A 23,764-nucleotide genomic window follows, 5' to 3' on the forward strand; every position below is an offset into this window, starting at 1 on the left:
GCCGCAGCCTCGTTGTCTCGAAAGACTTGGTCTCTCGGCATATTCCTGGTTTTCAAGCCAAGCATATAAGGTTATCAGACAACCCTACAAGATGTTTTTGAAGGATCAGTCTTTGAACTTCAGGCAAGACAAGAGGGGAGAAAGACATGCATTTACTCATAATTGGCGCCGCCGGCATGGTTGGGCGCAAGCTGACGGAACGCTTGATCACTGATGGTGGACTTGGGGAGCGGCCGGTCGAACGCCTGACTCTGGTGGACGTGGTCAAGCCGGATCATCCGGCAGATTTTTCCGGTCGTGTAGATGCTCTTGACGTGGATATTTCCCAAGTCGGCCAAGCGGAGAAACTCATCGCTTCGCGGCCCGATGTGATCTTTCACCTGGCGGCCATTGTGTCAGGTGAAGCCGAATTGGATTTCGACAAGGGTTACCGCATCAATCTCGACGGCACCCGATATTTGTTCGACGCGATAAGGCATGCTCACGAGGAGGACGGCTATAAGCCGCGTGTGGTGTTTACCTCTTCGATCGCAGTGGTCGGGGCCCCGCTTCCCTTCCCGATCCCCGACGATTTCCATCTGACGCCGCTCACCAGCTACGGGACCCAGAAGGCGATTTCGGAACTGCTGCTCGCTGACTACAGCCGGCGCGGCTTTTTTGATGGCATCGGCATCCGCCTCCCCACCGTCTGCATCCGCCCGGGCAAGCCGAACAAGGCGGCATCCGGCTTCTTTTCCAACATCCTGCGCGAGCCATTGATCGGTCAGGAGGCCATTCTCCCGGTTTCCGACGATGTGCGCCACTGGCATACTTCACCCCGCTCCGCCGTTGGATATCTCATTCATGCGGCCAGCATGGATCTCGACGCGGTCGGATCAAGACGCAGCCTTTCCATGCCGGGCGTCAGTGCCACGGTCGGCGAACAGATTGAAGCACTGCGTCGCGTGGCGGGCGAAAAGGCCGTGCGGTTGATCCGCCGACAGCCCGACGACATGATCATGAAAATGGTGGCCGGCTGGGCACCCGGCTTTGAGGCAAAACGCGCGACTGAGCTTGGTTTCAAGGCTGAGAAAAATTTCGACGAGATCATCCGCGTGCATATCGAAGACGAGCTGGGAGGACAGATATGAGCGATCCTTTGCAGGCACCCGGACGGACAAAGATTGCCTTCCTGGGCACCGGCCTGATGGGGGCGCCGATGGCGCGCCGCCTGCTCGGTGCAGGTTATGCCGTGTCCGTGTGGAACCGGGATCCGAACAAAGCACTGCCCTTGCAGGGGGATGGGGCTGCAATTGCTGCGTCCCCCAGGGAGGTCATCGCTGATGCGGAGATCGTCTTCACGATGCTCACCAATGGCGAGGCGGTGGGGGAGGTCTTGTTCGACAGCGGTTGTGCAGAAGCACTTAAGCAAGGCACTGTAGTCGTCGATACCAGTTCGATAGCGCCAAACCTGGCGCGCCAGCATGCGGCACGTTTGCGGCAGAAAGGGATCACGCATCTGGATGCGCCAGTGTCTGGCGGCGTAGTCGGCGCCGAATCAGGAACATTGGCGATTATGGCCGGCGGCGAACCGGACGTGGTTGAACGCCTTGCCGATGTCTTTGCCGCACTTGGGCGCGTGACCCATGTCGGCCCGAGCGGTGCCGGTCAGGTCTGCAAGCTGGCCAATCAGCAGATCGTCGCAATCACCATTGGCGCGATCGCGGAAGCCATGGTGCTGGTGGAAGCCGGTGGCGCATCGCGCGAAGCATTCCGGACCGCTATCCGAGGCGGCTTTGCCGAAAGCCGCATCCTCGACCTGCATGGCAGCCGAATGATTCGGCGCGATTTTGAACCCGGGGGCTCGTCACGCAACCAACTTAAGGATCTCGATGCAGTGGCAGCGCTTGCCGAAGCCCTTTCGCTTAACCTTCCGCTGACCGAGAGTGTGCGCGAAGCGTTCAACACCTTCGTGGTCGAGGGCGGCGGGGATAAGGACCATAGCGCGCTCCTGCTTCATCTCGAGAAGCTAAACGCTCGCTCGCAGTAGAAGTGTTGATGCGGGCAGATCTGGCGGGCCGCCACCTTCAGGTCTAAACGAGAAGCACAACGGGCTAGGGTGAGGACTGGAGTGGGGAACTTATTGCCCCCCTTCCGCTTTTGCTTGTCTTCAGCCTTTGAAAGCCGTGAGATGACATCAGCCAGCCAAGAAGCCGACCGCGCTCCAGCCCGCTACCGCGCCACCTCCATAAACAACAACATCCTCGGCTGACGTGCTTCATTCTCTCGTACCGGAACGGACCGACGGCCACCTTCCCTTGGAGCATTATGCGGCTTTGGGAGACGGCCGCTCGGTGGCGCTTGTCGGAGCCGATGGCTCCATCGACTGGTGGTGCGCGCCGAACATGGATTCCCAGCCGCTGTTCAACCGTCTCCATGATGCCCACAACGGCGGGCGATTTTCAGCAACTCCGCTCGCCCCGTTCAAGATCGAACGCCGATACCGGCAAAACAGCAATGTGCTCGAAACCACCTTCATCACGAAGGATGGCGTTGCTCGTGTGACAGAATCCTTGAACAGCGGTGTTTCGGGTCGGCTCCCCTGGTGCGAACTCGCCCGCCGCATCGAAGGAATTTCGGGCAGTGTCGAATTTGAGATCGTGCAGCGGCCGACCGCCTCAGGGCGTCCTTTGAGGCGACAGGAGCATGAGAACGCCACTGTCCGCTATGTCGGGGACATGACCACCACCTTCTGTCACGACAACAAGGTCACGCTGAGCGAAGACGACGATAACCAGACTATCGCTCACCATACGACCAGTCCCGGCAGCCGCACTTGCATTGCGCTTCTGGTCGCAGGCGAAGGTCCGCTGGCCATACCGGCAAACCAGGCGATCGATGAACGAATTGACCTCAGCGATCAGGAATGGCGGCGCTGGTCGGGCGAACTCACCTATGACGGCCCGTTTGCCGAGGACCTGATACGCTGCGCTCTATCGTTGAAATTCCTTTTGTATTCCGCGACAGGAGCTATCGCCGCTGCCGCAACATTCGGGCTCCCTGAGCGCTTTGGCGGCGACAAGAATTACGACTACCGCTATGCCTGGATCAGGGATGCAGCCTACACGATCAAGGCTTTGCTACGCGCTGGAGCGCTGCCGGAGCCAATCGCCGCGTTCGGCTGGCTGATACGAACGCTTTCTGCCGAAGATTCGCAGCCGAGGGTCGTTTACACGCTGGATGGCAGAGAAGTCCCGTCCGAAAAGGATCTCGACGTTCCCGGGTACCGAAATTCGAGGCCCGTCCGGATCGGAAACCGAGCTAAACATCAGGTTCAGCTCAGCTGTTATGGCGACATATTGGAGACGGCTGTTCTGTTCGTCAAAAAAGGGCATGTGCTCGATCCCATAACTGCCCGTTTCTTGAAGGTGTTGGCGGATCAAATTTCAGACAGATGGCGCCAGAAGGACTCCGGCATATGGGAGCTTGAAGACCTCCAGCATTACACATTTTCCAAGATCGGCTGTTGGGTGGCGCTATCGCGGGCGGTGGAGCTCGCTGACGGCGGACATATCGACAGCCAGAACCGTGATCGCTGGGCCGCCGAGGCGGAGCAGGTAAAGGATTGGGTGGACACCCATTGTTGGTCGGAGACCAGACAATCCTATACCTTCTATCCGGGTACCGATCGGCTGGATGCGGCTCTCTTGCTGACGACCCGCTTCGGTTTCGAACATGAAGGTCGCTTGGCGAAGACCCGTAAGGCGATCGAGCAGGAGCTAGCGGTAGGTCCGCTTGTTTATCGCTATAGTGGCGTTGAGAAGGAAGAAGGGGCTTTCGTCGCCTGCTCATGCTGGCTAGTGGAAGCCTATGCTTTTCTTGGTGAGCCGGACCGGGCAGCGAGGATGCTGGAGGCGCTTCTCGAAAAGCTCGGCAACAATTTCGGCATCTTGAACGAGCTGATCGATCCGGCAACTGGCGCGGGCCTCGGCAATCTGCCTCAAGGGCTGAGCCATCTGGCGCTGTTACATGCAATCTTTTCGATCCAGGAAAACCAGTAGTTTGTTTACACCGGGAACGCCCCCTCGATCCCAATGTTAGCTGGACTGGACAAGCGGCCGAACTGACGCCTGCATCCTTCCCACGTCTTGATCGGAGCCTCCCCCCATGCGCGCAGTAGATCTTCTGGATGACACCCTGCCGTTATCGCAACTTAGCGAAGGCGCATTCTGGGACCGCGCCAGCGGCACGCTTCTCTGGGTCGATATCCTCGGCCAACGCATCCACACCTATGACCTTGGCCAGAGGCAACATGTCTCGCTAGCGACCCCCAGCAGCGTCAGCTTCGCATTTCCCTACGGAGAAAACCGTGTAATAGCCGGGCTGCAAGATGGCTTGTACCAGATGGAGCGAAGCGGCGAGAGCAGGGCGGAACCGGTTGCCTTGCTGGACCTGCCGCACGAACATCGCCTCAACGATGGTCAGTGTGATCCACGGGGACGCCTATGGGTGGGAACGATCTGCACGGCCGACGATCCCTCTGCGACCGCAGCCCTTTATCGTCTGGAGAACGGGCGCCTGCAGGAAGTGGAGGGCGGCTATGTGAATGCGAACGGCAAAGGATGGAGCCCGGATGGGAAGATCATGTATCACGCCGACACGAGCCGCAGCACGATCTGGCAATATGACTACGACCTTCCCACAGGCGGCCTGTCCGGAAAACGAGTTTTCGTCAGCCTGGATAACGCCAGTCCCGATGGTCTGTGCGTGGATTCGCAAGGTCGGGTCTTCGCGGCCCTCTACGGCGGATCGGCAGTTGCGGTTTTCTCCCCTCGGGGCGAGATGATCGACAGGATCGAGCTACCGGTTCCTAACGTGACCAGTTGCACCTTCGGTGGAGACGACCACCGGACCCTCTTCATTACCACCGCCTATGATGGGCTTGATCCTCAACAGCGCAACGAGTTTCCCTTTTCGGGGCAGATATTCACGACGGAGATGGATGTCCCGGGACAGCTGAACGACGGTCTGAAGCTGGTCTAAGACAGCTCGCCTCAGTGCACACGCTGCCTTAAATCTGAAGCAAGGGCGCGGAACCCTGTCCCAGCTTGCCAGTTAGCGAAACATCGCCTGTGCGGTTTGCGATGAAGCCCACATGACTTGGAGGAAGGGTAATGGTTCAGGGAAGCCGGGAAGAGCGCATACGTGCGCGTGCTCACCAGATCTGGGAGGATGAGGGAAGAGCAGAGGGCAACGACGAGCGCCATTGGCAGCAGGCCAGCAACGAAATTGATGCAGAGACCTTTGCCGACGGCGGCGGCCAGCCGGGCGGTGCATCCGGGATCGCCAGCAGCTTGCAGCCCGGCGGCATGTCGCCAGGCGGCGAACCGGCTGCCGGTGCCGACAGCTTAGGCTCGGTTGAAAAAGCAGGCCGAGGCGTAACGGGACCTAACTGAAGGCGCTGCATCGCCAAATCGATCGGCGCCCTATGAGAAACGAGGCGTCTGGCTATTTCAGGAGATGAATCATGTCACGTGAAAAGCTTACAGATGGTCTTAACGATCGCGCCAAAGATGCCGCGATTGGCCAGACCGCAGCCGGTATTCCCGACGATAGCGGACCGCCCGTTGAGGTGGATGAAAAGACTTTCAAGGCGATGGCCGAGAAACTCTTGGCCGACCGTAGCAAGGACGAAAAGCCAGAGAATTGACGCGCGAAGTTGGCCTGTTAGCCTTCCAGCCAGCGCCGACCCGAGGCCGTCAGGTGGGAATGCATCGCGGCCTGAGCAGCCAAGGGGTCGCGCGCTTCGAGTGCGAGTACGACAGCTTCGTGTTCGTGAAGTGCAATGACCCAGCTTTCCGGCGTCTCGAAACGACCGCGAATGCGCTCCGACATCGGGCTGTGCCTTTCATCAAAAAGGTTGGCAACGATTTCTGCCAGAACCGCATTGCCGGCCTGTTGCGCAATCGCAAGATGGAATTGCCGGTCCTGCTCCATCGGCTTTCGGCCAGCGGCTATTTCCGCCCGCATGGTGGAAAGGATCTGCTGAAGAAGCTCTATCGTATCCTCCTTCATCGCCGCTGTCGCCTGGACGATCAGCGCACTTTCGATGAGCGCGCGTGCCTGCATCAATTCGGTCGGGCTTTCGCCCAGAGACCGACCTGAAGAAATAGGCTTGCTCGAGGAGAGCACGTAAATCCCGGAACCCATGCGGATCTCGATCGCACCCTCGATTTCAAGCGCAATCAGAGCCTCACGCAAGGAGGGTCTGGAAACGCCGAGCTGCTGGGCAAGCTCACGTTCCGCCGGTAATCGCGCCCCTGGCGGATACTGGCCTCTTAAGACCAGTGATCGAACCTGGTCGGCAATCTGTTGATAGAGGCGTCTCGGTTCGGACATTGCGTTGGTCAGGCCAGTTGCAGCACAAATGATCTTTATGGCATGGTAACGTGCCAAGGAAGAGCTCCTCCAGTTATTTTGCTCAGAATTGGCTTGACCAATATCCGAGAGCGGTCATAGTTAGGCGCATGAGGACCGGAAGGTCTTCACGCGAGGAGGAGATCGCGATGGGAGGAACGCCGCTGACTGTCCCCAAGGCCGATCTTGGGCGGACACTGCTGAAGCTTGAGGATGTCTCGAAAGAGTTTCCCGGGGTCAAAGCGCTGTCCAATGTGAATTTCGACCTGCGCGCTGGCGAGGTTCATGCCGTCTGCGGCGAAAACGGCGCGGGCAAATCGACGCTGATGAAGATTATCAGCGGCGTCTACCAGCCAGATGGCGGCACCATCTTCCATAATGGTCAGCCTGCCCGCTTTGCTTCGACCTTGCAATCGGAAGCAGCCGGCATTGCCATCATTCACCAGGAGCTGAACCTCGTTCCGCATCTGTCGGTGGCCGAAAACATTTATCTGGCACGCGAACCGCGCTGGGGCTTTCTCGTCGATCGCCGCAGGCTCCTGGAGGATGCCGGACGCTGCTTGGACAGGTTGGGCGTCTCTATTGATCCATCACGCCAGGTCCGTACTCTTTCCGTCGCTCAGTGCCAGATGGTTGAGATTGCCAAGGCCTTGTCGCTTGATGCCTCTGTGCTCATTATGGACGAGCCGACCTCGTCGCTGACGGAGCAGGAAGCCCAGTTACTGTTTCGGGTCATTCGAGACCTCAAGGCAGCCGGCACCGGCATCATCTACATTTCCCACCGGCTGGACGAGCTGGCAGAGATCGTGGATCGTGTGACTGTGCTGCGTGACGGGCGCTACATTTCCACCAACGATTTCGCCGATGTGACGGTCGACGACATAGTCTCCCGAATGGTCGGCCGCTCGCTGGAGGACAAGTTTCCGGAGCCGACCCGCCAACCCGGCAGTGAGGTGATCTTCGCTGTTTCCGGCCTCACCAAGAGCGGCGTGTTTTCCGACATTTCCTTTGAAATCCGGCGTGGTGAAATCTTGGGCTTCGCTGGCTTGATGGGAGCTGGGCGGACCGAGGTGGCACGCGCGATATTTGGAGCCGATCCCTATGACGCCGGCACGATCACGCTGGCCGGAGAAACGATCTCGATCGCCAATCCCCGGGCCGCGATCGATGCGGGGATTGCTTATCTGTCCGAGGACCGTAAGTCGCAGGGTCTGGCTGTCAAAATGCCGGTCGACGTCAATATGGTCATGGCCAATATGGGCGCGGTCAGCAGTTCGCTTGGGATCATCGATCGCCAGCGTCAGCGGTCTGCAAGCCAGCGCTATGTGGATCTTCTGAACATCAGAACCCCGAGCCTGAACCAGCCGGTAAGGCTCTTGTCGGGCGGCAACCAGCAGAAGATCATCATCGGCAAATGGCTGTTTCGCCAGCCGCGTATCATGTTCTTCGACGAGCCGACCCGCGGCATTGATGTCGGCGCCAAATTTGCGATCTACCAGGTCATGGACGAGCTCGCCGCCCAAGGCATTGGCATCGTGCTCATCAGCTCAGAACTGCCTGAGGTTCTGGGACTTTCGGACAGGGTCGCAGTGTTTCACAACGGCCGCATCACTGCCACTTTGGTGACCCGCGAAACCTCACAGGAAGAGATCATGCATTACGCATCTGGCAGCGGCCGACGCGGCGAACAGGAATAAGCATATGGCCGAGATCACCAGCGGAAAACCGTCGCAGCCTGCTCAGCAGCCGGTCCAGGGGCGCCGGCTCAGTGACCGCCAGAAGGATATCATCCAGAAATTTGCAGCGCTCGGCAGCCTGATCGTACTTGCAGCGGTGTTTTCCACCACCAGCAGCGCCTTCCTGACGGTTAATAACGGAATGACGATCGCCTTGCAGGTGACCTCGATCGCGCTTCTGGGCATAGGTGCCACTTATGTGATTATTACCGGCGGGATCGACCTTTCCGTCGGCTCAGTCCTAGCGCTGGCGGGTGTGGTGGCGGCTCTGGCCGTCAAGGAGCTTTCCATGCCGATCTGGATCGCCATGCTGCTCGGCATTCTGACCGGCTCGATCTGTGGCCTGATCAACGGCTTCGTGGTCACGCAACTGCGGCTTCCGCCTTTCATTGCTACTTTGGGCATGATGCTGATTGCCCGCGGTGTCGCTCTGCAGATTACTGGTGCCCGCGCCGTTTCAGGACTTGGGGAAGCCTTTGGCGAGCTTGGCAACGGCTCCTTGTTTCGGTTTGAATCGCTGGATGAGCAGGGCTTTCCCGTGGTTGCTTTCCCCGGCATTCCTTATCCTGTGGTGCTGATGATCGCCATCGCGCTCGTTGCCGCCTTCGTGCTCAACCGCACGGTGCTCGGCCGCTATATTTATGCCATCGGCTCGAACGTGGACGCGGCAAGGCTTTCCGGGGTCAACGTCGCTCGGGTCACGATATTCACCTACGTTGTTTCCGGAACCCTCGCCGGGCTGACCGGCTGCGTGTTGATGTCACGACTGGTAACGGCGCAGCCGAATGAAGGCGTCGCCTACGAACTCGATGCGATCGCCAGCGCCGTCATCGGCGGCACCTCGCTGATCGGCGGCGTCGGCACGATTTCGGGAACGGCGATCGGCGCCTTCGTCATCGGCATCCTGCGCAATGGGCTGAACATGAACGGCGTCTCGGCCTTCACCCAGCAGATCATCATCGGGCTCGTCATTCTGGTCACCGTCTGGATCGATCAACTGCGCAACCGCCGGTGAGAGGAGCCGGCACTACGGCATCGGCAAGAAGACACGGGAAGGGGAGGAGCCTTCCCCCGTATCGGCCCCGGCAGGGCCGCATGTATCGAGGAGGAAAGATATGCGCAAACTAACATTGGCCTTGATGGCTTCGGCCATTGCTCTCGCCGGAGCAACAGGTGTCTCGGCGGCGGAGATTGCCGTGATCGTCAAGACCGTCAACTCGACATTTTGGCAGAATGTCCAGAAGGGTGCCGAGGCTGCGATCGGCACCTCGAAAGCCGGACACACCATGACCTTCCAGGGTCCGGCCGCCGAATCCGCCATCGCCGACGAGGTCAACATGGTGGAGAACGCGGTGAACCGGAAGGTCGCCGGCATCCTGCTTGCACCCTCCGATCCGGACGCTCTGGTTCCTGCTGTCAAAAAGGCTTGGGAAGCTCGCATTCCCGTGGTCATCATCGACTCGCAGCTCGCACCGAGCGCCGAGAAATATTACCAGGCCTTCCTTGCCACCGACAACAAGAAGGCCGGCGAACTCGCCGCCAAGGCGCTGATCGACAAGGTCGGCACGACAGGCAAGATCGCGGTCATGTCCTATGTTGCGGGTGCTGGCTCGGAAATTGGTCGTGTCGGCGGCTTCAACGACTATATCAAGGCAAATTCCAAGCTGCAGATCGTCGGCCCCTTCTATTCGCAGTCGCAGATGGCGACGGCCTTGAACCAGACCACCGACGTGCTGGCCGCCAACAGCGACCTAGTCGGCATTTTTGGCGCCAACGAGCCGACAGCAATCGGCATGGGCCGTGCCATCAAGCAGGCCGGCAAGGCGGGCAAGGTCGCAGCCATTGGCTTCGACGGCAATCAGGACCTGCAGGAATTCGTGAAAGACGGCACGCTCAATGCAACCGTCGTCCAGGGCTCCTACCAGATGGGCGAGAAGGGAATCGATACGCTCCTGAAAATCCTCAACAAGGAAAAGGTCGACAAGGTCATCGACACCGGCGTCGTCGTGGTCAGCAAGGACAATATCGACAAGCCGGAAGCAAAGAACGTTCTCTACTGATCGTGTCTCTGCGCGCGGAAATCTCCGCGCGCAGTCCCCCCGCGAAATAGGATTGCAGGTTTCATGAAAGTTACGGACAGGCGCAGGCTTCGCAATCGCGACGTGTCGTTCACGGTGATGGGGCTCGGCTGCGCCCAGATGGGCAATCTTTACCGGCTGACCAGCTATGCGGAGTCGCTCAACGCCTTCGATACCGCCTGGGAGGCAGGCATCCGCTATTTCGATACCGCGCCTCTCTATGGCTATACCAGAGCCGAGCGCCGTCTTGGAACCATGCTGACCGACAAGCTGCGCGAGGACTATGTCGTCAGCACCAAGGTCGGTCGGATCATGGTCCCCGACAATACCGTCGGCCCTGAAGAGGACGCCTATGTGGCGCCCCTGCCGTTCCGCCCGGCCTACGATTACAGCTATGATGGGGTGATGCGCTCCTTCGACGCAAGCCGCCAGCGGATCGGCGTGTTCTCGCCCGACATTCTCTATGTCCACGATATCGGCAGGATGACGCATGGCGATCGTCACGACCACTATTGGAGCCAGTTGACGACGGGCGGTGGTTTCCGTGCCCTCGGTGAGCTGCGCGATGCCGGGCTCGTCAAGGCTGTCGGTCTCGGCGTCAATGAATGGCAGGCGGTGTCGGATGCGATGGATGTATTCGACATCGACGTGGCCATGCTCGCCGGTCGCTATACGCTGCTGGAACAGGAAAGCCTCGCGCTGCTCGATCGCTGCCAACGCGAAGGTGTCGGCATCGTCGTCGCGGGGGCGTTCAATTCCGGTATTCTCGCCGGCAATCGCAAATTCAACTATGCCGATGCGCCCGCCGATATACTCGCCGGCGTTGAGGTGGTTGAAACGGCGTGCGAGACGGAGGGTGTCACTATGCAGGCGGCAGCCCTGGTCTTCCCGCTCCTGCATCCGGCCGTGGTAACGGTCGTCTCGGGCGCACGCAACGGTGAGCAATTGGCCGCCAATATCGCCTGGTTCGAGCAGGAAATCGCCGCTTCGTTCTGGACCCGGCTGAAGGAAAAAGGCGTGATCTCGGCCGATGCGCCGGTCGGGAGCGTTTGAGGTCATGATGATCGACGCCCACCAGCATTTCTGGCTGCTGAAGGACCGGCAGGGCGGCTGGCCGCCACCGGAGCTTGCCGCTATCCACCGCGATTTCCTGCCGCCGGATCTTGCGCCGCAGTTCAAGGATGCGGGCGTCGAGGGGACGGTGCTGGTTCAGTCGCTGCCGAGCGTCGAGGATACCCGCTTCATGCTGGATCTGGCGGAGCACACAGATTTCATCCTCGGCGTCGTCGGCTGGGTCGATCTGAAAGCGGCCGATGCGCCTTCTGTGATTGCCCGACTGGCGCGCGCACCGAAGCTCAAAGGGCTGAGGCCGATGCTTCAGGATATCTCGGATGACGACTGGATCACCGATCCAGCCCTGGATCCGGCTATCGAAGCGATGCAGGCAAACAGCCTCGTCTTCGATGCACTCGTCCTTCCTCGACATTTAGGATCGTTGGAAATCTTTGCACGCCGTTATCCTGATCTGTCCATCGTCGTCGACCACGGCGCCAAGCCGGTGATTGCGGAAGGCCTATATTCGGAATGGCGGGCGCCCATGCAGCGCCTTGCGGCACTCGACAACGTCTGGTGCAAGCTGTCCGGCCTGCTGACCGAAAAGGGCGACCAGAAGCCGCAGGCTGTCCGGCCCTATGCGGAGACGATCCTCGAACTGTTCGGGCCTGAGCGAACCGTCTGGGGCAGCGATTGGCCGGTCCTCGATCTCGCCGGCGACTATGCCGGATGGATCGCCCAGTGCCGAGCGATTGTGCCCGAGGCCGACCACGCCAACGTTTTTGGCGGCAATGCCCGCCGCTTCTATCGTCTTTGAGGAGAAGGCATGCAGAGAATGGGCATGGTGATCGGCGTGCAGCCGGACAAGCTGGACACCTACAAGGAGCTGCACCGGGCCGTCTGGCCGGAGATCCTCGACCTGATCTCCCGTTGCAACATCCAAAATTATTCGATCTTCCTCAAGGAGCCGGAGAACCTTCTCTTTGGCTACTGGGAATATCACGGCACAGACTTTTCCGCCGACATGGCAAAGATGGCCGCAGACGAACGTAATCAGGAATGGTGGTCCTTCTGCATTCCCTGCCAGAAGCCTTTCGAGACACGCAAGGACGGTGAATGGTGGGCGATGATGGAAGAGGTCTTCCACCTGGATTGAAAGGATCAAGGGACATGACAGGACAATTGCAGGGCAAGGTGGTCGTAGTGACCGCAGCCGCTCAAGGGATCGGCAGGGCGAGCGCGCTCGCCTTTGCCGCGGCGGGCGCCAGGGTTTGGGCGACCGATGTCAACGAGGCGGGGCTACAGGCGCTGTCGGGCGAAGCGAGCATCGACACGTCGCGGCTCGACGTGCTCGACAATGCCGCCGTTTCAGCCTTCTTCGAGAAGGTCGGCCGCGTCGACGTCTTGTTCAACTGCGCCGGCATGGTGCATGGAGGCACGGTGCTCGAAATGCCCGATGCAGATCTCGACTTCGCCTTCGATCTCAATGTGCGTGCCATGGTGCGTACCATCCGGGCGGTGCTGCCGGGCATGCTGGAGCGCGGAGATGGGGCGATCATCAATATGGCTTCGATCGCTTCCAGCGCCAAGGGCGTTCCGAACCGCTGCGCCTACGGCGTCACCAAGGCGGCGGTCATCGGACTGACCAAATCGGTCGCCGCCGACTATGTCGCTCAGGGGATCCGCTGCAATGCCATCTGCCCCGGCACGGTCGAAAGTCCGTCCCTGGAGAGCCGCATGCGCGCGCAGGGCAATTACGACGAGGCACGCGCCGCTTTCATCGCCCGGCAGCCCATGGGCCGGCTCGGTGCGCCGCAAGAAATTGCCGACCTTGCCGTCTACCTCGCAGGCGCGACTTATACCACGGGCCAGGCCTATGGTATCGACGGCGGCTGGTCGATCTGAGCCATTTCATTACTCTTGAAAGGACAAAGACATGAAATTCCTCCGTTACGGTGCCGTCGGCGCTGAAAAGCCCGGTCTTCTCGATTCGGATGGCAAGATCCGCGATCTGTCCGGACACATCCCGGATCTTTCCGGCGCGGCACTCGCCCCGGATGCCTTAGCGAAGCTTGCCGCCATCGATGTCTCGACGCTGCCTGTTGTCGAAGGCTCGCCGCGCCTTGGCGCCTGCGTCGCCGGCACCGGCAAGTTCATCTGCATCGGCCTCAACTATTCCGACCATGCCGCCGAAACCGGCGCCACCGTTCCGCCTGAACCGGTGATCTTCATGAAGGCGACGTCTGCCATCGTCGGCCCGGACGACGATGTCGTCATTCCGCGCGGCTCGGAAAAGACCGATTGGGAAGTTGAGCTCGGCTTCGTCATCGGCAAGACGGCCAAATACGTGTCCGAGGCGGATGCTTTGGATTATGTAGCCGGGTATTGCGTCTCCCACGACGTTTCGGAGCGCGCCTTCCAGACGGAGCGTTCGGGTCAGTGGACCAAGGGCAAGTCCTGCGACACGTTCGGCCCGATCGGCCCCTGGCTGGTCACCAAGGACGAAGTCGCCGATCCGCAAAACCTTTCCATGTGGCTGAAGGTCAACGGCGAGACGGTACAGAACGGCTCGTCGAAAACCATGGTCTACGGCGTCGCCTTCCTCGTCTCCTATCTGTCGCAGTTCATGTCCCTGCATCCGGGCGACGTGATTTCCACCGGCACGCCTCCCGGCGTCGGCATGGGCATGAAGCCGCCACGCTACCTCAAGACTGGCGATGTCGTCGAGCTCGGCATCGAAGGACTCGGTACGCAAAAGCAGACCTTCGTCGCCGACGTCTGATCCATCGATCACATTGCCCCGAAAGGCCGCCCATGACCCGCATCACCAATCTTCGTGTTTTCGACCTGCGCTTCCCGACTTCGGCAAGCCTTGACGGTTCGGATGCCATGAATCCCGATCCGGATTATTCGGCGGCCTATGTGATCCTGGAAACTGATCGGGAAGGGATTGCCGGCCACGGTTTGACCTTCACGATCGGCCGGGGAAACGACATCTGCTGCATAGCGATCGAAGCCATGCGGCATCTCGTGGTCGGCGCGGATCTTTCCGAGGTCCGTGCTGCACCAGGCCGCTTCTGGCGGCACCTGACTGGCGACAGCCAGCTGCGCTGGATCGGGCCAGACAAGGGCGCCATGCATCTAGCCACCGGCGCCGTCGTCAATGCAGTCTGGGACGCGATGGGCAAGGAGGCGGGCATGCCCGTCTGGAAGCTGGTCTCCACTATGTCGCCGGAGGAGATCGCCGATATCGTCGATTACCGTTATCTCACTGACGCCTTGACGCGGGACGAAGCGGTCGAAATCCTGAAAAAGGCGGAACCCGGCAAGGCAAGGCGTATCGAGATCCTCGAAAAAGAGGGATATGCATGCTATACGACGTCGGCCGGCTGGCTCGGCTATGCCGACGACAAGCTGCGGCGGTTGGCCCAGGAGGCGGTCGATGCCGGCTTCAACCATATCAAGATGAAGGTCGGCCGCGATCTCGAGGACGATATCCGCCGGCTGACCATCGCCCGTGAGGTGATCGGCCCCGACCGTTACCTGATGATCGATGCCAATCAGGTCTGGGAAGTCGGGCAGGCCATCAACTGGGTCAAGCAGCTGTCCTTTGCCAAGCCGTTCTTCATTGAGGAGCCGACGAGCCCGGACGACGTCGCCGGCCATCGTAAAATCCGCGAGGCCATTGCACCCGTGAAGGTCGCGACCGGGGAGATGTGCCAGAACCGCATCATGTTCAAGCAGTTCATCGCCGAAGGTGCGATCGACATCGTGCAGATCGACTCCTGCCGCATGGGCGGGCTGAACGAGGTTCTGGCGGTGCTGCTGATCGCCGCGAAATACGGCAAACCCGTCTGGCCGCATGCGGGCGGCGTCGGCCTCTGCGAATATGTGCAGCACCTGTCGATGATCGACTACATTGCGGTGTCCGGCACCAAGGAGGGCCGCGTGATCGAATATGTCGACCATCTGCACGAGCACTTCATCGAACCCTGCGTGATCATAGATGCGGCGTATATGCCGCCGTCCCTCCCGGGCTTCTCGATCGAGATGAAGCCGGAGTCCATTGCCGCCTATACGCATGGACAGAAGCAGGCCGCTTGAAGCCTTCAACAATGGGCGTGATATCCGCGCCCTTTCTCTTGGTTCTACATCACCGCGCCGATCTGCCAGGGCACGAATTCGTTGCGGCCATAGCCGAGTGCTTCGGACTTCGATGGCTGGCCGGAGGCGACGGCGAGGACTGTCTCGAAGATCTCGCGGCCCTTTTCCTCCAGCGTCACGCCATCGATGATGTCGCCGCAGTTGATGTCCATGTCGTCGGTCATCCGGGCATAAAGTTCGCTATTGGTAGCGAGCTTGATCGACGGCACCGGCTTGCAGCCATAGGCCGAACCACGGCCGGTCGTGAAGCAGAGCACGTTGGCTCCGCCGGCGACCTGGCCGGTGGCGGCCACCGGGTCGTAACCGGGCGTATCCATATAAACGAAGCCCTTGCGGTCGATGCGCTCGGCATACTTGTAGACGCCGCGGAGCGTAGAATTGCCACCCTTGGCGACGGCGCCGAGCGACTTTTCGAGGATCGTCGTCAGCCCACCGGCCTTGTTGCCGGGCGAGGGATTGTTGTTCATCTCGCCGCCGTTGCGGATCGTGTATTCCTCCCACCAATGAATGAGATCGACGATCTTCTGGCCGATCTCGACGCTTTCGGCCCGGCGGGTCAGCAGGTGTTCGGCGCCGTAGATTTCCGGCGTCTCAGAGAGGATGGCAGTGCCGCCATGGCGCACCAGCATGTCGGATGCGACGCCGAGCGCCGGGTTGGCCGTCAGCCCCGAATACCCGTCCGAGCCGCCACATTGCAGCGCAAGCGTCAGTTCGGACGCTGGAATGGGTTCGCGGATGGAGCGGGCGACGAAAGGCAGCATTTCCTTGATGCGGGCGACGCCGGCCTCGACCGCCTTGCGGGTGCCGCCAATCTCCTGGATCGTCAGCGACTGGAAATGGTCGCCCTCGGCTATTCTGTAGGTGTCCTTCATGCGCGGAATCTGGAAGACTTCGCAGCCGAGGCCGACCAACAGAGTCGCGGCAAAGTTCGGATGGCTGGCATAGCCCCATTGGGTGCGCGACAGCACGTCGAAGGCCTCGCCCCTGCCGGCCATGCCGCAGCCTTGGCCATGCGGCAGCGGCACGACGCCATCAATGCCCGGATAGTCGTCGAGAATGCCGGAGCGGTTGATCTCGTCGGCGACATAGTCGACGACGGTGGCGGAACAGTTCACCGAAGACAGGATGCCGATATAGTTGCGGGTGCCGGCGCGGCCGTCGGCGCGGCGGAAGCCGTCAAAAAAGGCCGGCACCTCGCCTTGCCGCAGGCCTTCGAAGGGCGTCGCTTCGGCAGCAAAGGCATAGTCGCGCTCGAAATCCTCACCCATGGTGACATTCTTTTCGTGCACCCACTCGCCCGGTAGGATGTCGGTCGAGGCAAAGCCGATCACTTGGCCGAACTTGCGGATCGGCTCGCCCTTGGCGATCACCCGGCTGGCGACCTTGTGGCTGCGCGGCACGCGGGCAACGGTGACGATATCTCCTTCGACAGGGGTTCCGGTGGGCAGATCGGCAATCGCCACCACGACATTGTCCTGCACGTTCAGGCGAAGCGTCTTCTTGAGGGGCGTCATCTCATATCTCCAGGATCGCCTTGATCACACCGGCATCCGGTCTGGACCATTGCGAAAACAGTTCGACACCATCTTCCAGGCGACCGCGATGGGTGTTCAGCGCGCGGGTTGGCACGCGGCCCGCTTCGATCTGGCGCACCACTTCGGCGAAATCATCGGCTTGCGCGTTGCGGCTGGCGATCAGCGTCGCTTCGCGCTTATGGAATTCAGGGTCGGAGAAGGTGATATCCTGACGCACGACCGACAAGAGCACGTAGCGAGCGCCATGGGCCAGGAAGTTGAAACCGCGCTGCATAGGTGCGGCATTGCCGGTCGCATCCACCACAACGTCATACCATTCGTCTCCCGTTTGCCGGGATGCTTCCGTCTCGGCCGAGCCATCAGCGAAGATGGTCGCGTCGGCGCCGAGCCGGTCGACTGCGAAGGCCAGACGGTCCTCGCGCGTGTCCATCACCGTCACATGAGCGCCGCGTGCTTTGGCGAAGATGATCGCCGACATGCCGATCGGCCCGGAGCCGGTGATCAATACGCGATCCTCAGCGGCGATGTTACCGCGCTTGACGCCATGGGCGCCGATCGCCAGAAACTCGATCATCGACGCGTCTTCAAGCGGAATGTTGCCCGTCGGCACGACGTTGCTCTCCGGCACCGAGACGCACTCGGCCATGCCACCGTCGCAATGGACGCCAAGAACGCGGATGTTGCGACAGGCATTGGTCAGCCCCTTGCGGCAGGCTTGGCAGGTTCCGCAGGAGAGATAGGGCACTATATAGACGGGCTCGCCCTTCTTCAGACGGCTGTCGTCCGGCGCCTCGTCGACTGTCCCGGACAGTTCATGGCCCATGACGCGGGGGTATTCAAGGAAGGGATGTTTGCCGGCAAAGATATGAAAATCGGTACCACAGATCCCGACATGGCGGATCCGCACCAGAACCTCGCCTTCGCCACGGACGGGATCAGGTTGCGAGACCATAGTAAGCCGGCCTGGCTCGTTGCAAACAAGCGCCTTCATGAAAGTCTCCTGTGGCTGGGCGAAGCGCCACTTCTGGATAGCCAATGCCTCAGTTCAGCGTTGACGAGATAACGCCAATCCCGCGCCGCCACCAGTTCGGGCGGAAACAGGCCGGGCAAGCGGAAAAAGGCAGCTGACGGATCTGATCCGTCGATGTCCGTGACCGCATGCAGCAGCTCGTCACGCCGCGGATCGTCGCAGTCCCTGCGCTTATGAAGTGCCGCCAACCACACTGCCACGACCTTTGCGAAGGCGGCGGCGTCACCACCGGCTGCAAGCGTTTCCACAGCCGGCGCCAGAATCCGTTGCGGCAGCTTCTGGGTGCTATCCATTGCAATCTGGACATTTCTATGGGCAATCCGCGGATTGGCAAACCGCAGCATCAACTGCGGCATGTAATCTGCCAAATCGAGGCCGGGCACCGGGTCGAGCGTTTGGACAGCCGTCTGCATGTGATTTTCGGCCGCCGCTGCAAGTTCTGCCACTGCCATGACGTCGCGGACATATTCCAGATCGTGCAGAATGCCCAGATGTGCGATCAGCGTGTGGGAACCGTTGAGCAGCCGAAGCTTCATCTTCTCATAGGGTTCGACTTCCCGCGCGAAAATCGCGCCGACAGCTTCCCAGGCCGGACGACCGGAAACGAAGTCGTCCTCAATCACCCATTGCAGGAAGGGTTCGGTTTCGATGGCCAGCCTATCCTCGACCCCAAGGAGGGCTGCCGCGCGCGCCCGTGTCCTTTCGGTCGCGGCCGGCACGATGCGGTCCACCATGCTGCAGGGGAAGGCGCCCTTATCGGCAATCCAGCGGGCAAGTTCCGGATCCCGCCTTTCAGCCATTGCCAGCACCAGCCGGCGAACAATCCGGCCATTGGCGGGAAGATTGTCACAGCAGAGCACGGTAAAAGGGGGCACGCCCAGGGCCTGGCGCAACGCGAGGCCTTCAACGAGGAAGCCGAGCACGCCTACAGGGGATTGCGGGTTCTGCAAATCGGCGGCGACCGCCGGATGGGCCATGTCAAGACCGCCGGTGACGGGATCAAGACCATAGGCCTTTTCAGAAACAGTCAGTGTCACGATCTGAATTTGATCGCTTGCCAGATAGGCGAGCACCCGGTCGCGCTGCTGGGCGGCACAAATCTGGTCTATGGTGGCGCCGATGACCTCTGCGGTTTCCCGCTCCGGTTCCCCCACAATGACCGAATAAAGGCCGTCCTGCGCCGCCAGAGCCTCGACCGGCTCGGGCGAGCGCAGGTTGACGGCGACTATACCCCATGGACCGAATTCCGCTTGCAATGCACGCTGGGTGTAAACGGCCTGATGAGCGCGGTGGAAAGCGCCCAGCCCGAAATGGACAATGCCCGGGGTCAACGCGCTGCGATCATATTGCGGCCCGGCCACCGCGGCCGGCAGCGTTGTTCGGGATGAAAGAGTGGCATTGTTCATGAGTTCAACCCGTATTGTGGGTGTAGCAGGGCGCGTTCTATGCCACGCAGTTCGGCAAGTCCCTTCAGGCGACCGATTGCCGGATAGCCCGGCTGAGCACCGCGCGTCAGGTCGTCGAGGATTTCCTGGCCATGGTCTGGACGCATCGGAATACGGTGATCCTCGCGGCCCTCGTCGCGGCGTCGTTTTTCCTCGCGCAAAAGAGTTGCAAGCACCGCGATCATGTCCGTGCCGCCCTCGAGATGTTCATCCTCGACGAAGGAGCAGGGAAGCGTATCGGCGTCACGGGTAACGTTGCGCAGGTGGACGAAGTGGATGCGATCGGCGAAACGTTCGGCGATCTTAGGCAGGTCGTTATCTGCTCGAGCGCCAAGCGAGCCAGTGCAGAGCGTCACGCCGTTGGCCTTGGCGTCAACCTGGCTCAGCATATGGACGTAGTCCGCCTCCGTCGACAATATCCGCGGCAGGCCGAGCAACGGCCAGGGCGGGTCGTCGCCATGGGCGCAGATATTGATGCCGACTTCTTCCGCGACCGGCACGACCTGCGACAGGAAATCGATCAGGTTGGACTGCAGCCTTTGCCGGTCGATGCCTTGGTAGGAGCGCAGTTTTTCCAGAAGCTGGTCGAGCGTATAGCCGTCTGCAGATCCCGGCAGGCCCGCACCGATATTGCGTCCAAGGCTTGAAATCTTCTCGTCCGACATTTCGGCGAAACGCCTGGCCGCGTCGTCCCGCAGGCTCTCGGGATAGTCTGCCTCGGCGCCAGGGCGCCTCAGGATATGGATATCGAAAGCGATGAATTCAGCCAGATCGAACCGCATGGCCCTGGCGCCGTGGCGTGTTTCCCAACGCAGATCAGTACGGGTCCAGTCGAGCACGGGCATGAAGTTATAGCACACGGTGCGGATGCCAGTAGCGGCTAGACGGCGCAGCGTCTCCTGCCAGGCGGCGATATGTTGGCGCCAGTCGCCTGTCTTGGTCTTGATCTCTTCAGAGACCGGCACGCTTTCCACCACGTCCCAGAAAAGGCCGCCGGCCTTGATTTCGTCCTGACGCTTTCGGATTTCGTCGACGGGCCAGACCGAGCCGGTGGCAATATGATGCAGAGCGCTGACGATGCCCTCGGCACCGGCCTGGGCCGCATCGCGTACCGTCACCTTGTCGACCGGTCCGAACCATCGCCATGTATGTCTCATGCTACTACTCCAGAAATTCTGCTTGCGCGCCGAGCTCGATCTGCACCTTGCAGGCTGATGATCGGTCGCCTGCCTGTTCGAAGGCTTCGAGCGCCTTTTCGAGCGGGAATGAATGGGAAATGATCGGCCGCACGCCGATCGTGCGGCTCGAAATCAGATCTACTGCTTGAGCAAATTCCTGATCAAAGCGCTGCGATCCGCGCCAGACGACCTCCTTCCCAACCAGTAGGTTCAGCGGGAAGGCGACGTCACCTGTCACGCCCACCTGCACGATCGTGCCGCGCGGCCTGACTGTCGCGAAAGCGGAACGCAGCGCAGGTGCTGCCGCCGAGCAATCGAAGACCACGTCGAAATATCCCTTGCCTTCCTCATATCGCGCAAGCTGCTGCGCATCACGCGCCACGTTGACGGTGGATGTAGCACCCATGTCGGGCGCTCGGCTCAGCGCCGCATCGGCAAGGTCGGTAGCTACAATCTCAGCGGCGCCGGCGTGACGAGCGGCTGCCATGGTCAAAAGACCGATCGGGCCCGCACCGGTGACGAGAACTCTGGTCCCGGAGAGCTCACCTGCCTGGGCCACGGCATGCAGGCAGACGGCGAGCGGCTCGGCACAGGCCGCCTCGGCAGCGGATATTCCTTCGGCCAAAGGAAAGCACTGCTGTGCCGGAACAAGCAGCAGGTTGCGGAACATGCCCTGCTCATGCGGCATCCGCATGGCGCTCCCCATGAAGCGCATGTCCAGGCAGTGAATCGGCTGACCGATCTCGCAATAACGGCACTTTCCGCAAGGCTGCGATGGATTGACTGCAACCAGGGCGCCAACCGGTGGAAAGGTTACATCCTGGCCACACGCGGCAACGAAGCCGGAGGCTTCATGGCCCGACACGATCGGCTCGCGAACCCGAACAGGGCCAAAGCCGCCATCCTGGTAATAATGCAGGTCGGAGCCGCAAATCCCGCCCACCGCCATCTGCAGGACGACCTCGCCCGGACCCGGCACGGGAGTCTCCTCGGTTTCAATCCTGATATCGCGCTTGCCGTGCAGGCGGACGATGTGGTTTGGCATAAGGTTGTTCCAGACTGGTTTCAGGCACGCGCGGAATGACCCGCGCGCAACGTACTTACCGTATTACTGGCGGATCAGCCCCATTTCAGTCGGCAGCCAAAGCGTAATGGCCGGGATGAAGGTGATCAGGATCAGCGCAATGAACAGCGGCACCAACCAAGGCAGGATAGCCATGGTCGTTCGCTCGACTGAGAGCTTTGCCACTCTTGAAAGCACGAACAGCACCATTCCAAGCGGTGGATGCAGAAGCCCGATCATCAGGTTCAGCGTCATGATCAGACCGAAATGCACCGGATCGATGTCGAACTGCAGAACCAGGGGCAAAAGGATCGGCACGAGGATGGTGATGGCGGCAATCGTATCGAGGAAGCAGCCGACGAACAGCATCAGCAGGTTGACCAGAATAAGGAAGGCCCATTTGCTGTCGGTGATCGACAGGATGGCTGTCGAAAGCAGCTGCGCCGTCTGACTGACGGTCAAAAGCCAGGCGAAGACGGAGGCGGCAGCGACAATGAATAGGACAGACGCGGTTGTCTCGATCGTGTCCATCGTGGCTTTTGCCAAGGCCTTAAGCGTCATAGTGCGATAGCGTACCAGCCCGAGAAAGAGGGACCATAGCACTGCGGCAACGGCGGCTTCGGTCGGCGTGAACCAGCCCATGGTCATGCCGCCGATCAGGATGACCGGCGTCATCAGCGCCATGACGGCCGAAAAGTCGAAATACCAGTCGCAGGCGATGAGGACGACAAGGGCGATGCCGATGGCGAGGTTGAGCGACAGTCCCAGAAGCGTCAGGAGGTAGATGCCGAGCGGCACCATCATCACGATCAGGACTTCCAGCGAGGCGCCGAAAATCATGCGCAGGCTGAAGGGGGTGTCAGAGCCCCAGCCCTTGATCCAGGCGAATACGGTCACCGTCACCATCATCAGCAAGGTCATGACCACGCCGGGAACCACGCCTGCCATGAACAGGGCGCCGATCGAGACATTGGCCATCATCCCGTAGATCACAAAGGGGAGGGAAGGGGGAAAGATCGGGCCGAGCGTTGCGGAAGCGGCTGTGACGCCGACGGCCGCCTCGACCGGATAGCCGTGATCCTTCATCGCCTTGATCTCGATTGTGCCTATGCCGGCCGCATCGGCAAGCGCCGTACCGGACATGCCGGAAAACACGACGGAACCGATGATGTTCACCTGCGCCAGGCCGCCCTTCATCCAGCCGACCAGAGCAACGGCGAAAGAGTAGATGCGACCGGTAACACCGGCGATGTTCATCAGGTTGCCAGCCAGGATGAAAAACGGAACCGCCAGAAGCGGAAAGCTCTCAACGCCAGCAATCAGCCGTTGCGCGGCGATGATGTCAGGGGCGACGTCATAAAAGACGATGTAAAGGACAGAAGAGACGGCCATGGAAATTGCCACCGGCAGGCCGAGGATCATCAAAAGCAGAAAGGAGCCGATCAGAAGCAGCATGAGATCAATCCTCGGCGTTCTGGAATTCTTCGGGCCGCTCAAGCACCGAATACCCCCGCTGCATATTGGCGATGAAAACTTGAATGGAGCGCAGCAACATCAGCACGAAGGCCAGAAGCACCGAATAAAAGACAATGTTGCGTGGCAGGGCCACGGTCACCATCTCCTCGCCCTCGACGATCTCCATGTAGCGCCACATCAGCCAGGAGCCGTAGGCGAAGAAGGCGATGCGGATAACATCGACCAGAGTCGCCATGATGCGCGTCACGCGTGCCGGCAGATAATGATAAAGTACGTCCACCTGGATATGACGCGACTGGCGGACGCACATGGCAGCGCCCAGAAACACGACGGCGATCAAGCAGTTGACGGCAATTTCTTCGGTCCAGGCATAGCTATTGTTGAGCACGTAGCGGGTAAAGAACTGCAGGAAGACACAGCCCGTCATCAACCAGAAGATCGCAAGTGTGACCCAGTCTTCAATCGCATAGACCTTCAGATCCACCTTTGCAGGGGCCTCTTCGAATGTATGGGCCAGCTCTTCGGGCGTGACCGGGGTATGGATTTCCTGTGACATCGGCCTTGGCATTCCATCTGAAGTTTGGGGCGGCGCGGCCAGGATGACCGCGCC

The 23,764-nt window shown here is 60.4% G+C and carries 23 protein-coding genes; 15 read left to right on the forward strand and 8 right to left on the reverse strand.

Annotated features, from left to right (window positions below):
• Window positions 1-146 precede the first annotated feature (146 nt).
• The 6 genes from denD to E2F50_RS20605 all read left to right on the forward strand — a co-directional run bounded on the left by denD (window position 147) and on the right by E2F50_RS20605 (window position 5,689).
• Complete coding sequence (denD, locus tag E2F50_RS20580; RefSeq protein WP_133318051.1) at window positions 147-1,130, forward strand: D-erythronate dehydrogenase; 984 nt, start codon at window positions 147-149, stop codon at window positions 1,128-1,130.
• Window positions 1,127-2,029 (forward strand): NAD(P)-dependent oxidoreductase, encoded by a 903-nt coding sequence (locus tag E2F50_RS20585; RefSeq protein ID WP_133318052.1) that lies wholly within the window; start codon window positions 1,127-1,129, stop codon window positions 2,027-2,029. The genes denD and E2F50_RS20585 overlap by 4 nt, the downstream gene beginning before the upstream one ends.
• Before the next feature lie 223 nt (window positions 2,030-2,252).
• Window positions 2,253-4,040: a glycoside hydrolase family 15 protein gene (locus E2F50_RS20590; protein WP_133318053.1), complete on the forward strand. Its 1,788-nt coding sequence runs from the start codon at window positions 2,253-2,255 to the stop codon at window positions 4,038-4,040.
• A gap of 106 nt (window positions 4,041-4,146) precedes the next feature.
• The gene (locus E2F50_RS20595) at window positions 4,147-5,022 is read left to right on the forward strand and encodes an SMP-30/gluconolactonase/LRE family protein (RefSeq protein ID WP_133318054.1); all 876 of its coding nucleotides are present in this window, start codon (window positions 4,147-4,149) and stop codon (window positions 5,020-5,022) included.
• 131 nt (window positions 5,023-5,153) lie between these two features.
• Window positions 5,154-5,435 carry a DUF2934 domain-containing protein gene (locus tag E2F50_RS20600; protein WP_133318055.1) on the forward strand — a complete coding sequence of 94 codons (282 nt, stop codon included), beginning with the start codon at window positions 5,154-5,156 and terminating at the stop codon, window positions 5,433-5,435.
• Between the two features lie 71 nt (window positions 5,436-5,506).
• Window positions 5,507-5,689 (forward strand): hypothetical protein, encoded by a 183-nt coding sequence (locus E2F50_RS20605; RefSeq protein ID WP_133318056.1) that lies wholly within the window; start codon window positions 5,507-5,509, stop codon window positions 5,687-5,689.
• A gap of 17 nt (window positions 5,690-5,706) precedes the next feature.
• On the opposite strand, the gene E2F50_RS20610 is transcribed toward E2F50_RS20605, so the two are convergent.
• Entirely contained in the window at window positions 5,707-6,378 is a 672-nt protein-coding gene (locus tag E2F50_RS20610) for a FadR/GntR family transcriptional regulator (protein WP_133318106.1), read from the reverse strand.
• Between the two features lie 167 nt (window positions 6,379-6,545).
• On the opposite strand from E2F50_RS20610, the gene E2F50_RS20615 reads away from it, so the two are divergent.
• The 9 genes from E2F50_RS20615 (at window position 6,546) to E2F50_RS20655 (ending at window position 15,367) form a co-directional block, all read left to right on the forward strand.
• Entirely contained in the window at window positions 6,546-8,093 is a 1,548-nt protein-coding gene (locus tag E2F50_RS20615; RefSeq protein ID WP_133318057.1) for a sugar ABC transporter ATP-binding protein, read from the forward strand.
• A 4-nt stretch (window positions 8,094-8,097) separates the two neighbouring features.
• Entirely contained in the window at window positions 8,098-9,147 is a 1,050-nt protein-coding gene (locus tag E2F50_RS20620) for an ABC transporter permease (protein ID WP_133318058.1), read from the forward strand.
• 100 nt (window positions 9,148-9,247) lie between these two features.
• Window positions 9,248-10,192 (forward strand): ABC transporter substrate-binding protein, encoded by a 945-nt coding sequence (locus tag E2F50_RS20625; RefSeq protein WP_133318059.1) that lies wholly within the window; start codon window positions 9,248-9,250, stop codon window positions 10,190-10,192.
• Window positions 10,193-10,255: 63 nt separating this feature from the next.
• Complete coding sequence (locus tag E2F50_RS20630) at window positions 10,256-11,263, forward strand: aldo/keto reductase (RefSeq protein WP_133318060.1); 1,008 nt, start codon at window positions 10,256-10,258, stop codon at window positions 11,261-11,263.
• Between the two features lie 4 nt (window positions 11,264-11,267).
• The gene (locus E2F50_RS20635) at window positions 11,268-12,080 is read left to right on the forward strand and encodes an amidohydrolase family protein (protein WP_133318061.1); all 813 of its coding nucleotides are present in this window, start codon (window positions 11,268-11,270) and stop codon (window positions 12,078-12,080) included.
• 9 nt (window positions 12,081-12,089) lie between these two features.
• A complete protein-coding gene (locus tag E2F50_RS20640) occupies window positions 12,090-12,419 on the forward strand; it encodes an L-rhamnose mutarotase (RefSeq protein WP_133318062.1) in 330 nt (109 codons plus the stop codon).
• Between the two features lie 14 nt (window positions 12,420-12,433).
• On the forward strand, window positions 12,434-13,168 hold the full coding sequence (locus tag E2F50_RS20645; RefSeq protein WP_133318063.1) for an SDR family oxidoreductase: 735 nt from the start codon (window positions 12,434-12,436) through the stop codon (window positions 13,166-13,168).
• A gap of 31 nt (window positions 13,169-13,199) precedes the next feature.
• Window positions 13,200-14,045: a fumarylacetoacetate hydrolase family protein gene (locus E2F50_RS20650; RefSeq protein WP_133318064.1), complete on the forward strand. Its 846-nt coding sequence runs from the start codon at window positions 13,200-13,202 to the stop codon at window positions 14,043-14,045.
• A 32-nt stretch (window positions 14,046-14,077) separates the two neighbouring features.
• Window positions 14,078-15,367 carry an L-fuconate dehydratase gene (locus E2F50_RS20655; protein ID WP_133318065.1) on the forward strand — a complete coding sequence of 430 codons (1,290 nt, stop codon included), beginning with the start codon at window positions 14,078-14,080 and terminating at the stop codon, window positions 15,365-15,367.
• 44 nt (window positions 15,368-15,411) lie between these two features.
• Here E2F50_RS20655 and E2F50_RS20660 read toward each other — a convergent pair whose 3' ends face one another.
• The 7 genes from E2F50_RS20660 to E2F50_RS20690 form a co-directional block, all read right to left on the reverse strand.
• Window positions 15,412-16,941, reverse strand: coding sequence for a UxaA family hydrolase (locus E2F50_RS20660; protein ID WP_133318066.1), 1,530 nt, complete (start codon window positions 16,939-16,941; stop codon window positions 15,412-15,414).
• Window position 16,942: 1 nt separating this feature from the next.
• Window positions 16,943-17,953 (reverse strand): zinc-binding alcohol dehydrogenase family protein, encoded by a 1,011-nt coding sequence (locus E2F50_RS20665; protein ID WP_133318067.1) that lies wholly within the window; start codon window positions 17,951-17,953, stop codon window positions 16,943-16,945.
• Complete coding sequence (locus tag E2F50_RS20670) at window positions 17,950-19,398, reverse strand: mannitol dehydrogenase family protein (protein ID WP_133318068.1); 1,449 nt, start codon at window positions 19,396-19,398, stop codon at window positions 17,950-17,952. The genes E2F50_RS20665 and E2F50_RS20670 overlap by 4 nt, the downstream gene beginning before the upstream one ends.
• A complete protein-coding gene (uxuA, locus tag E2F50_RS20675) occupies window positions 19,395-20,594 on the reverse strand; it encodes a mannonate dehydratase (RefSeq protein ID WP_133318069.1) in 1,200 nt (399 codons plus the stop codon). The genes E2F50_RS20670 and uxuA overlap by 4 nt, the downstream gene beginning before the upstream one ends.
• A 4-nt stretch (window positions 20,595-20,598) precedes the next feature.
• A complete protein-coding gene (locus tag E2F50_RS20680) occupies window positions 20,599-21,660 on the reverse strand; it encodes an L-idonate 5-dehydrogenase (RefSeq protein WP_133318070.1) in 1,062 nt (353 codons plus the stop codon).
• Between the two features lie 63 nt (window positions 21,661-21,723).
• Complete coding sequence (locus E2F50_RS20685) at window positions 21,724-23,133, reverse strand: TRAP transporter large permease (protein WP_133318071.1); 1,410 nt, start codon at window positions 23,131-23,133, stop codon at window positions 21,724-21,726.
• Window positions 23,134-23,137: 4 nt separating this feature from the next.
• On the reverse strand, window positions 23,138-23,710 hold the full coding sequence (locus E2F50_RS20690; RefSeq protein WP_133318072.1) for a TRAP transporter small permease: 573 nt from the start codon (window positions 23,708-23,710) through the stop codon (window positions 23,138-23,140).
• Window positions 23,711-23,764: the final 54 nt, after the last annotated feature.

Origin of the sequence: Rhizobium deserti, from assembly GCF_004358025.1 — a bacterium.
Taxonomy (GTDB): domain Bacteria; phylum Pseudomonadota; class Alphaproteobacteria; order Rhizobiales; family Rhizobiaceae; genus Neorhizobium; species Neorhizobium deserti.

Excerpts from the sequence above, each read along its gene's own strand:
- denD (WP_133318051.1), top strand. The coding sequence starts at position 147 with ATGCATTTACTCATAATTGGCGCCGCCGGCATGGTTGGGCGCAAGCTG.
- E2F50_RS20585 (WP_133318052.1), top strand. The coding sequence starts at position 1,127 with ATGAGCGATCCTTTGCAGGCACCCGGACGGACAAAGATTGCCTTCCTG.
- E2F50_RS20595 (WP_133318054.1), top strand. The coding sequence starts at position 4,147 with ATGCGCGCAGTAGATCTTCTGGATGACACCCTGCCGTTATCGCAACTT.
- E2F50_RS20600 (WP_133318055.1), top strand. The coding sequence starts at position 5,154 with ATGGTTCAGGGAAGCCGGGAAGAGCGCATACGTGCGCGTGCTCACCAG.
- E2F50_RS20605 (WP_133318056.1), top strand. The coding sequence starts at position 5,507 with ATGTCACGTGAAAAGCTTACAGATGGTCTTAACGATCGCGCCAAAGAT.
- E2F50_RS20610 (WP_133318106.1), bottom strand. The coding sequence starts at position 6,378 with ATGTCCGAACCGAGACGCCTCTATCAACAGATTGCCGACCAGGTTCGA.
- E2F50_RS20615 (WP_133318057.1), top strand. The coding sequence starts at position 6,546 with ATGGGAGGAACGCCGCTGACTGTCCCCAAGGCCGATCTTGGGCGGACA.
- E2F50_RS20620 (WP_133318058.1), top strand. The coding sequence starts at position 8,098 with ATGGCCGAGATCACCAGCGGAAAACCGTCGCAGCCTGCTCAGCAGCCG.
- E2F50_RS20625 (WP_133318059.1), top strand. The coding sequence starts at position 9,248 with ATGCGCAAACTAACATTGGCCTTGATGGCTTCGGCCATTGCTCTCGCC.
- E2F50_RS20630 (WP_133318060.1), top strand. The coding sequence starts at position 10,256 with ATGAAAGTTACGGACAGGCGCAGGCTTCGCAATCGCGACGTGTCGTTC.
- E2F50_RS20635 (WP_133318061.1), top strand. The coding sequence starts at position 11,268 with ATGATGATCGACGCCCACCAGCATTTCTGGCTGCTGAAGGACCGGCAG.
- E2F50_RS20640 (WP_133318062.1), top strand. The coding sequence starts at position 12,090 with ATGCAGAGAATGGGCATGGTGATCGGCGTGCAGCCGGACAAGCTGGAC.
- E2F50_RS20645 (WP_133318063.1), top strand. The coding sequence starts at position 12,434 with ATGACAGGACAATTGCAGGGCAAGGTGGTCGTAGTGACCGCAGCCGCT.
- E2F50_RS20650 (WP_133318064.1), top strand. The coding sequence starts at position 13,200 with ATGAAATTCCTCCGTTACGGTGCCGTCGGCGCTGAAAAGCCCGGTCTT.
- E2F50_RS20655 (WP_133318065.1), top strand. The coding sequence starts at position 14,078 with ATGACCCGCATCACCAATCTTCGTGTTTTCGACCTGCGCTTCCCGACT.
- E2F50_RS20660 (WP_133318066.1), bottom strand. The coding sequence starts at position 16,941 with ATGACGCCCCTCAAGAAGACGCTTCGCCTGAACGTGCAGGACAATGTC.
- E2F50_RS20665 (WP_133318067.1), bottom strand. The coding sequence starts at position 17,953 with ATGAAGGCGCTTGTTTGCAACGAGCCAGGCCGGCTTACTATGGTCTCG.
- E2F50_RS20670 (WP_133318068.1), bottom strand. The coding sequence starts at position 19,398 with ATGAACAATGCCACTCTTTCATCCCGAACAACGCTGCCGGCCGCGGTG.
- uxuA (WP_133318069.1), bottom strand. The coding sequence starts at position 20,594 with ATGAGACATACATGGCGATGGTTCGGACCGGTCGACAAGGTGACGGTA.
- E2F50_RS20680 (WP_133318070.1), bottom strand. The coding sequence starts at position 21,660 with ATGCCAAACCACATCGTCCGCCTGCACGGCAAGCGCGATATCAGGATT.
- E2F50_RS20685 (WP_133318071.1), bottom strand. The coding sequence starts at position 23,133 with ATGCTGCTTCTGATCGGCTCCTTTCTGCTTTTGATGATCCTCGGCCTG.
- E2F50_RS20690 (WP_133318072.1), bottom strand. The coding sequence starts at position 23,710 with ATGTCACAGGAAATCCATACCCCGGTCACGCCCGAAGAGCTGGCCCAT.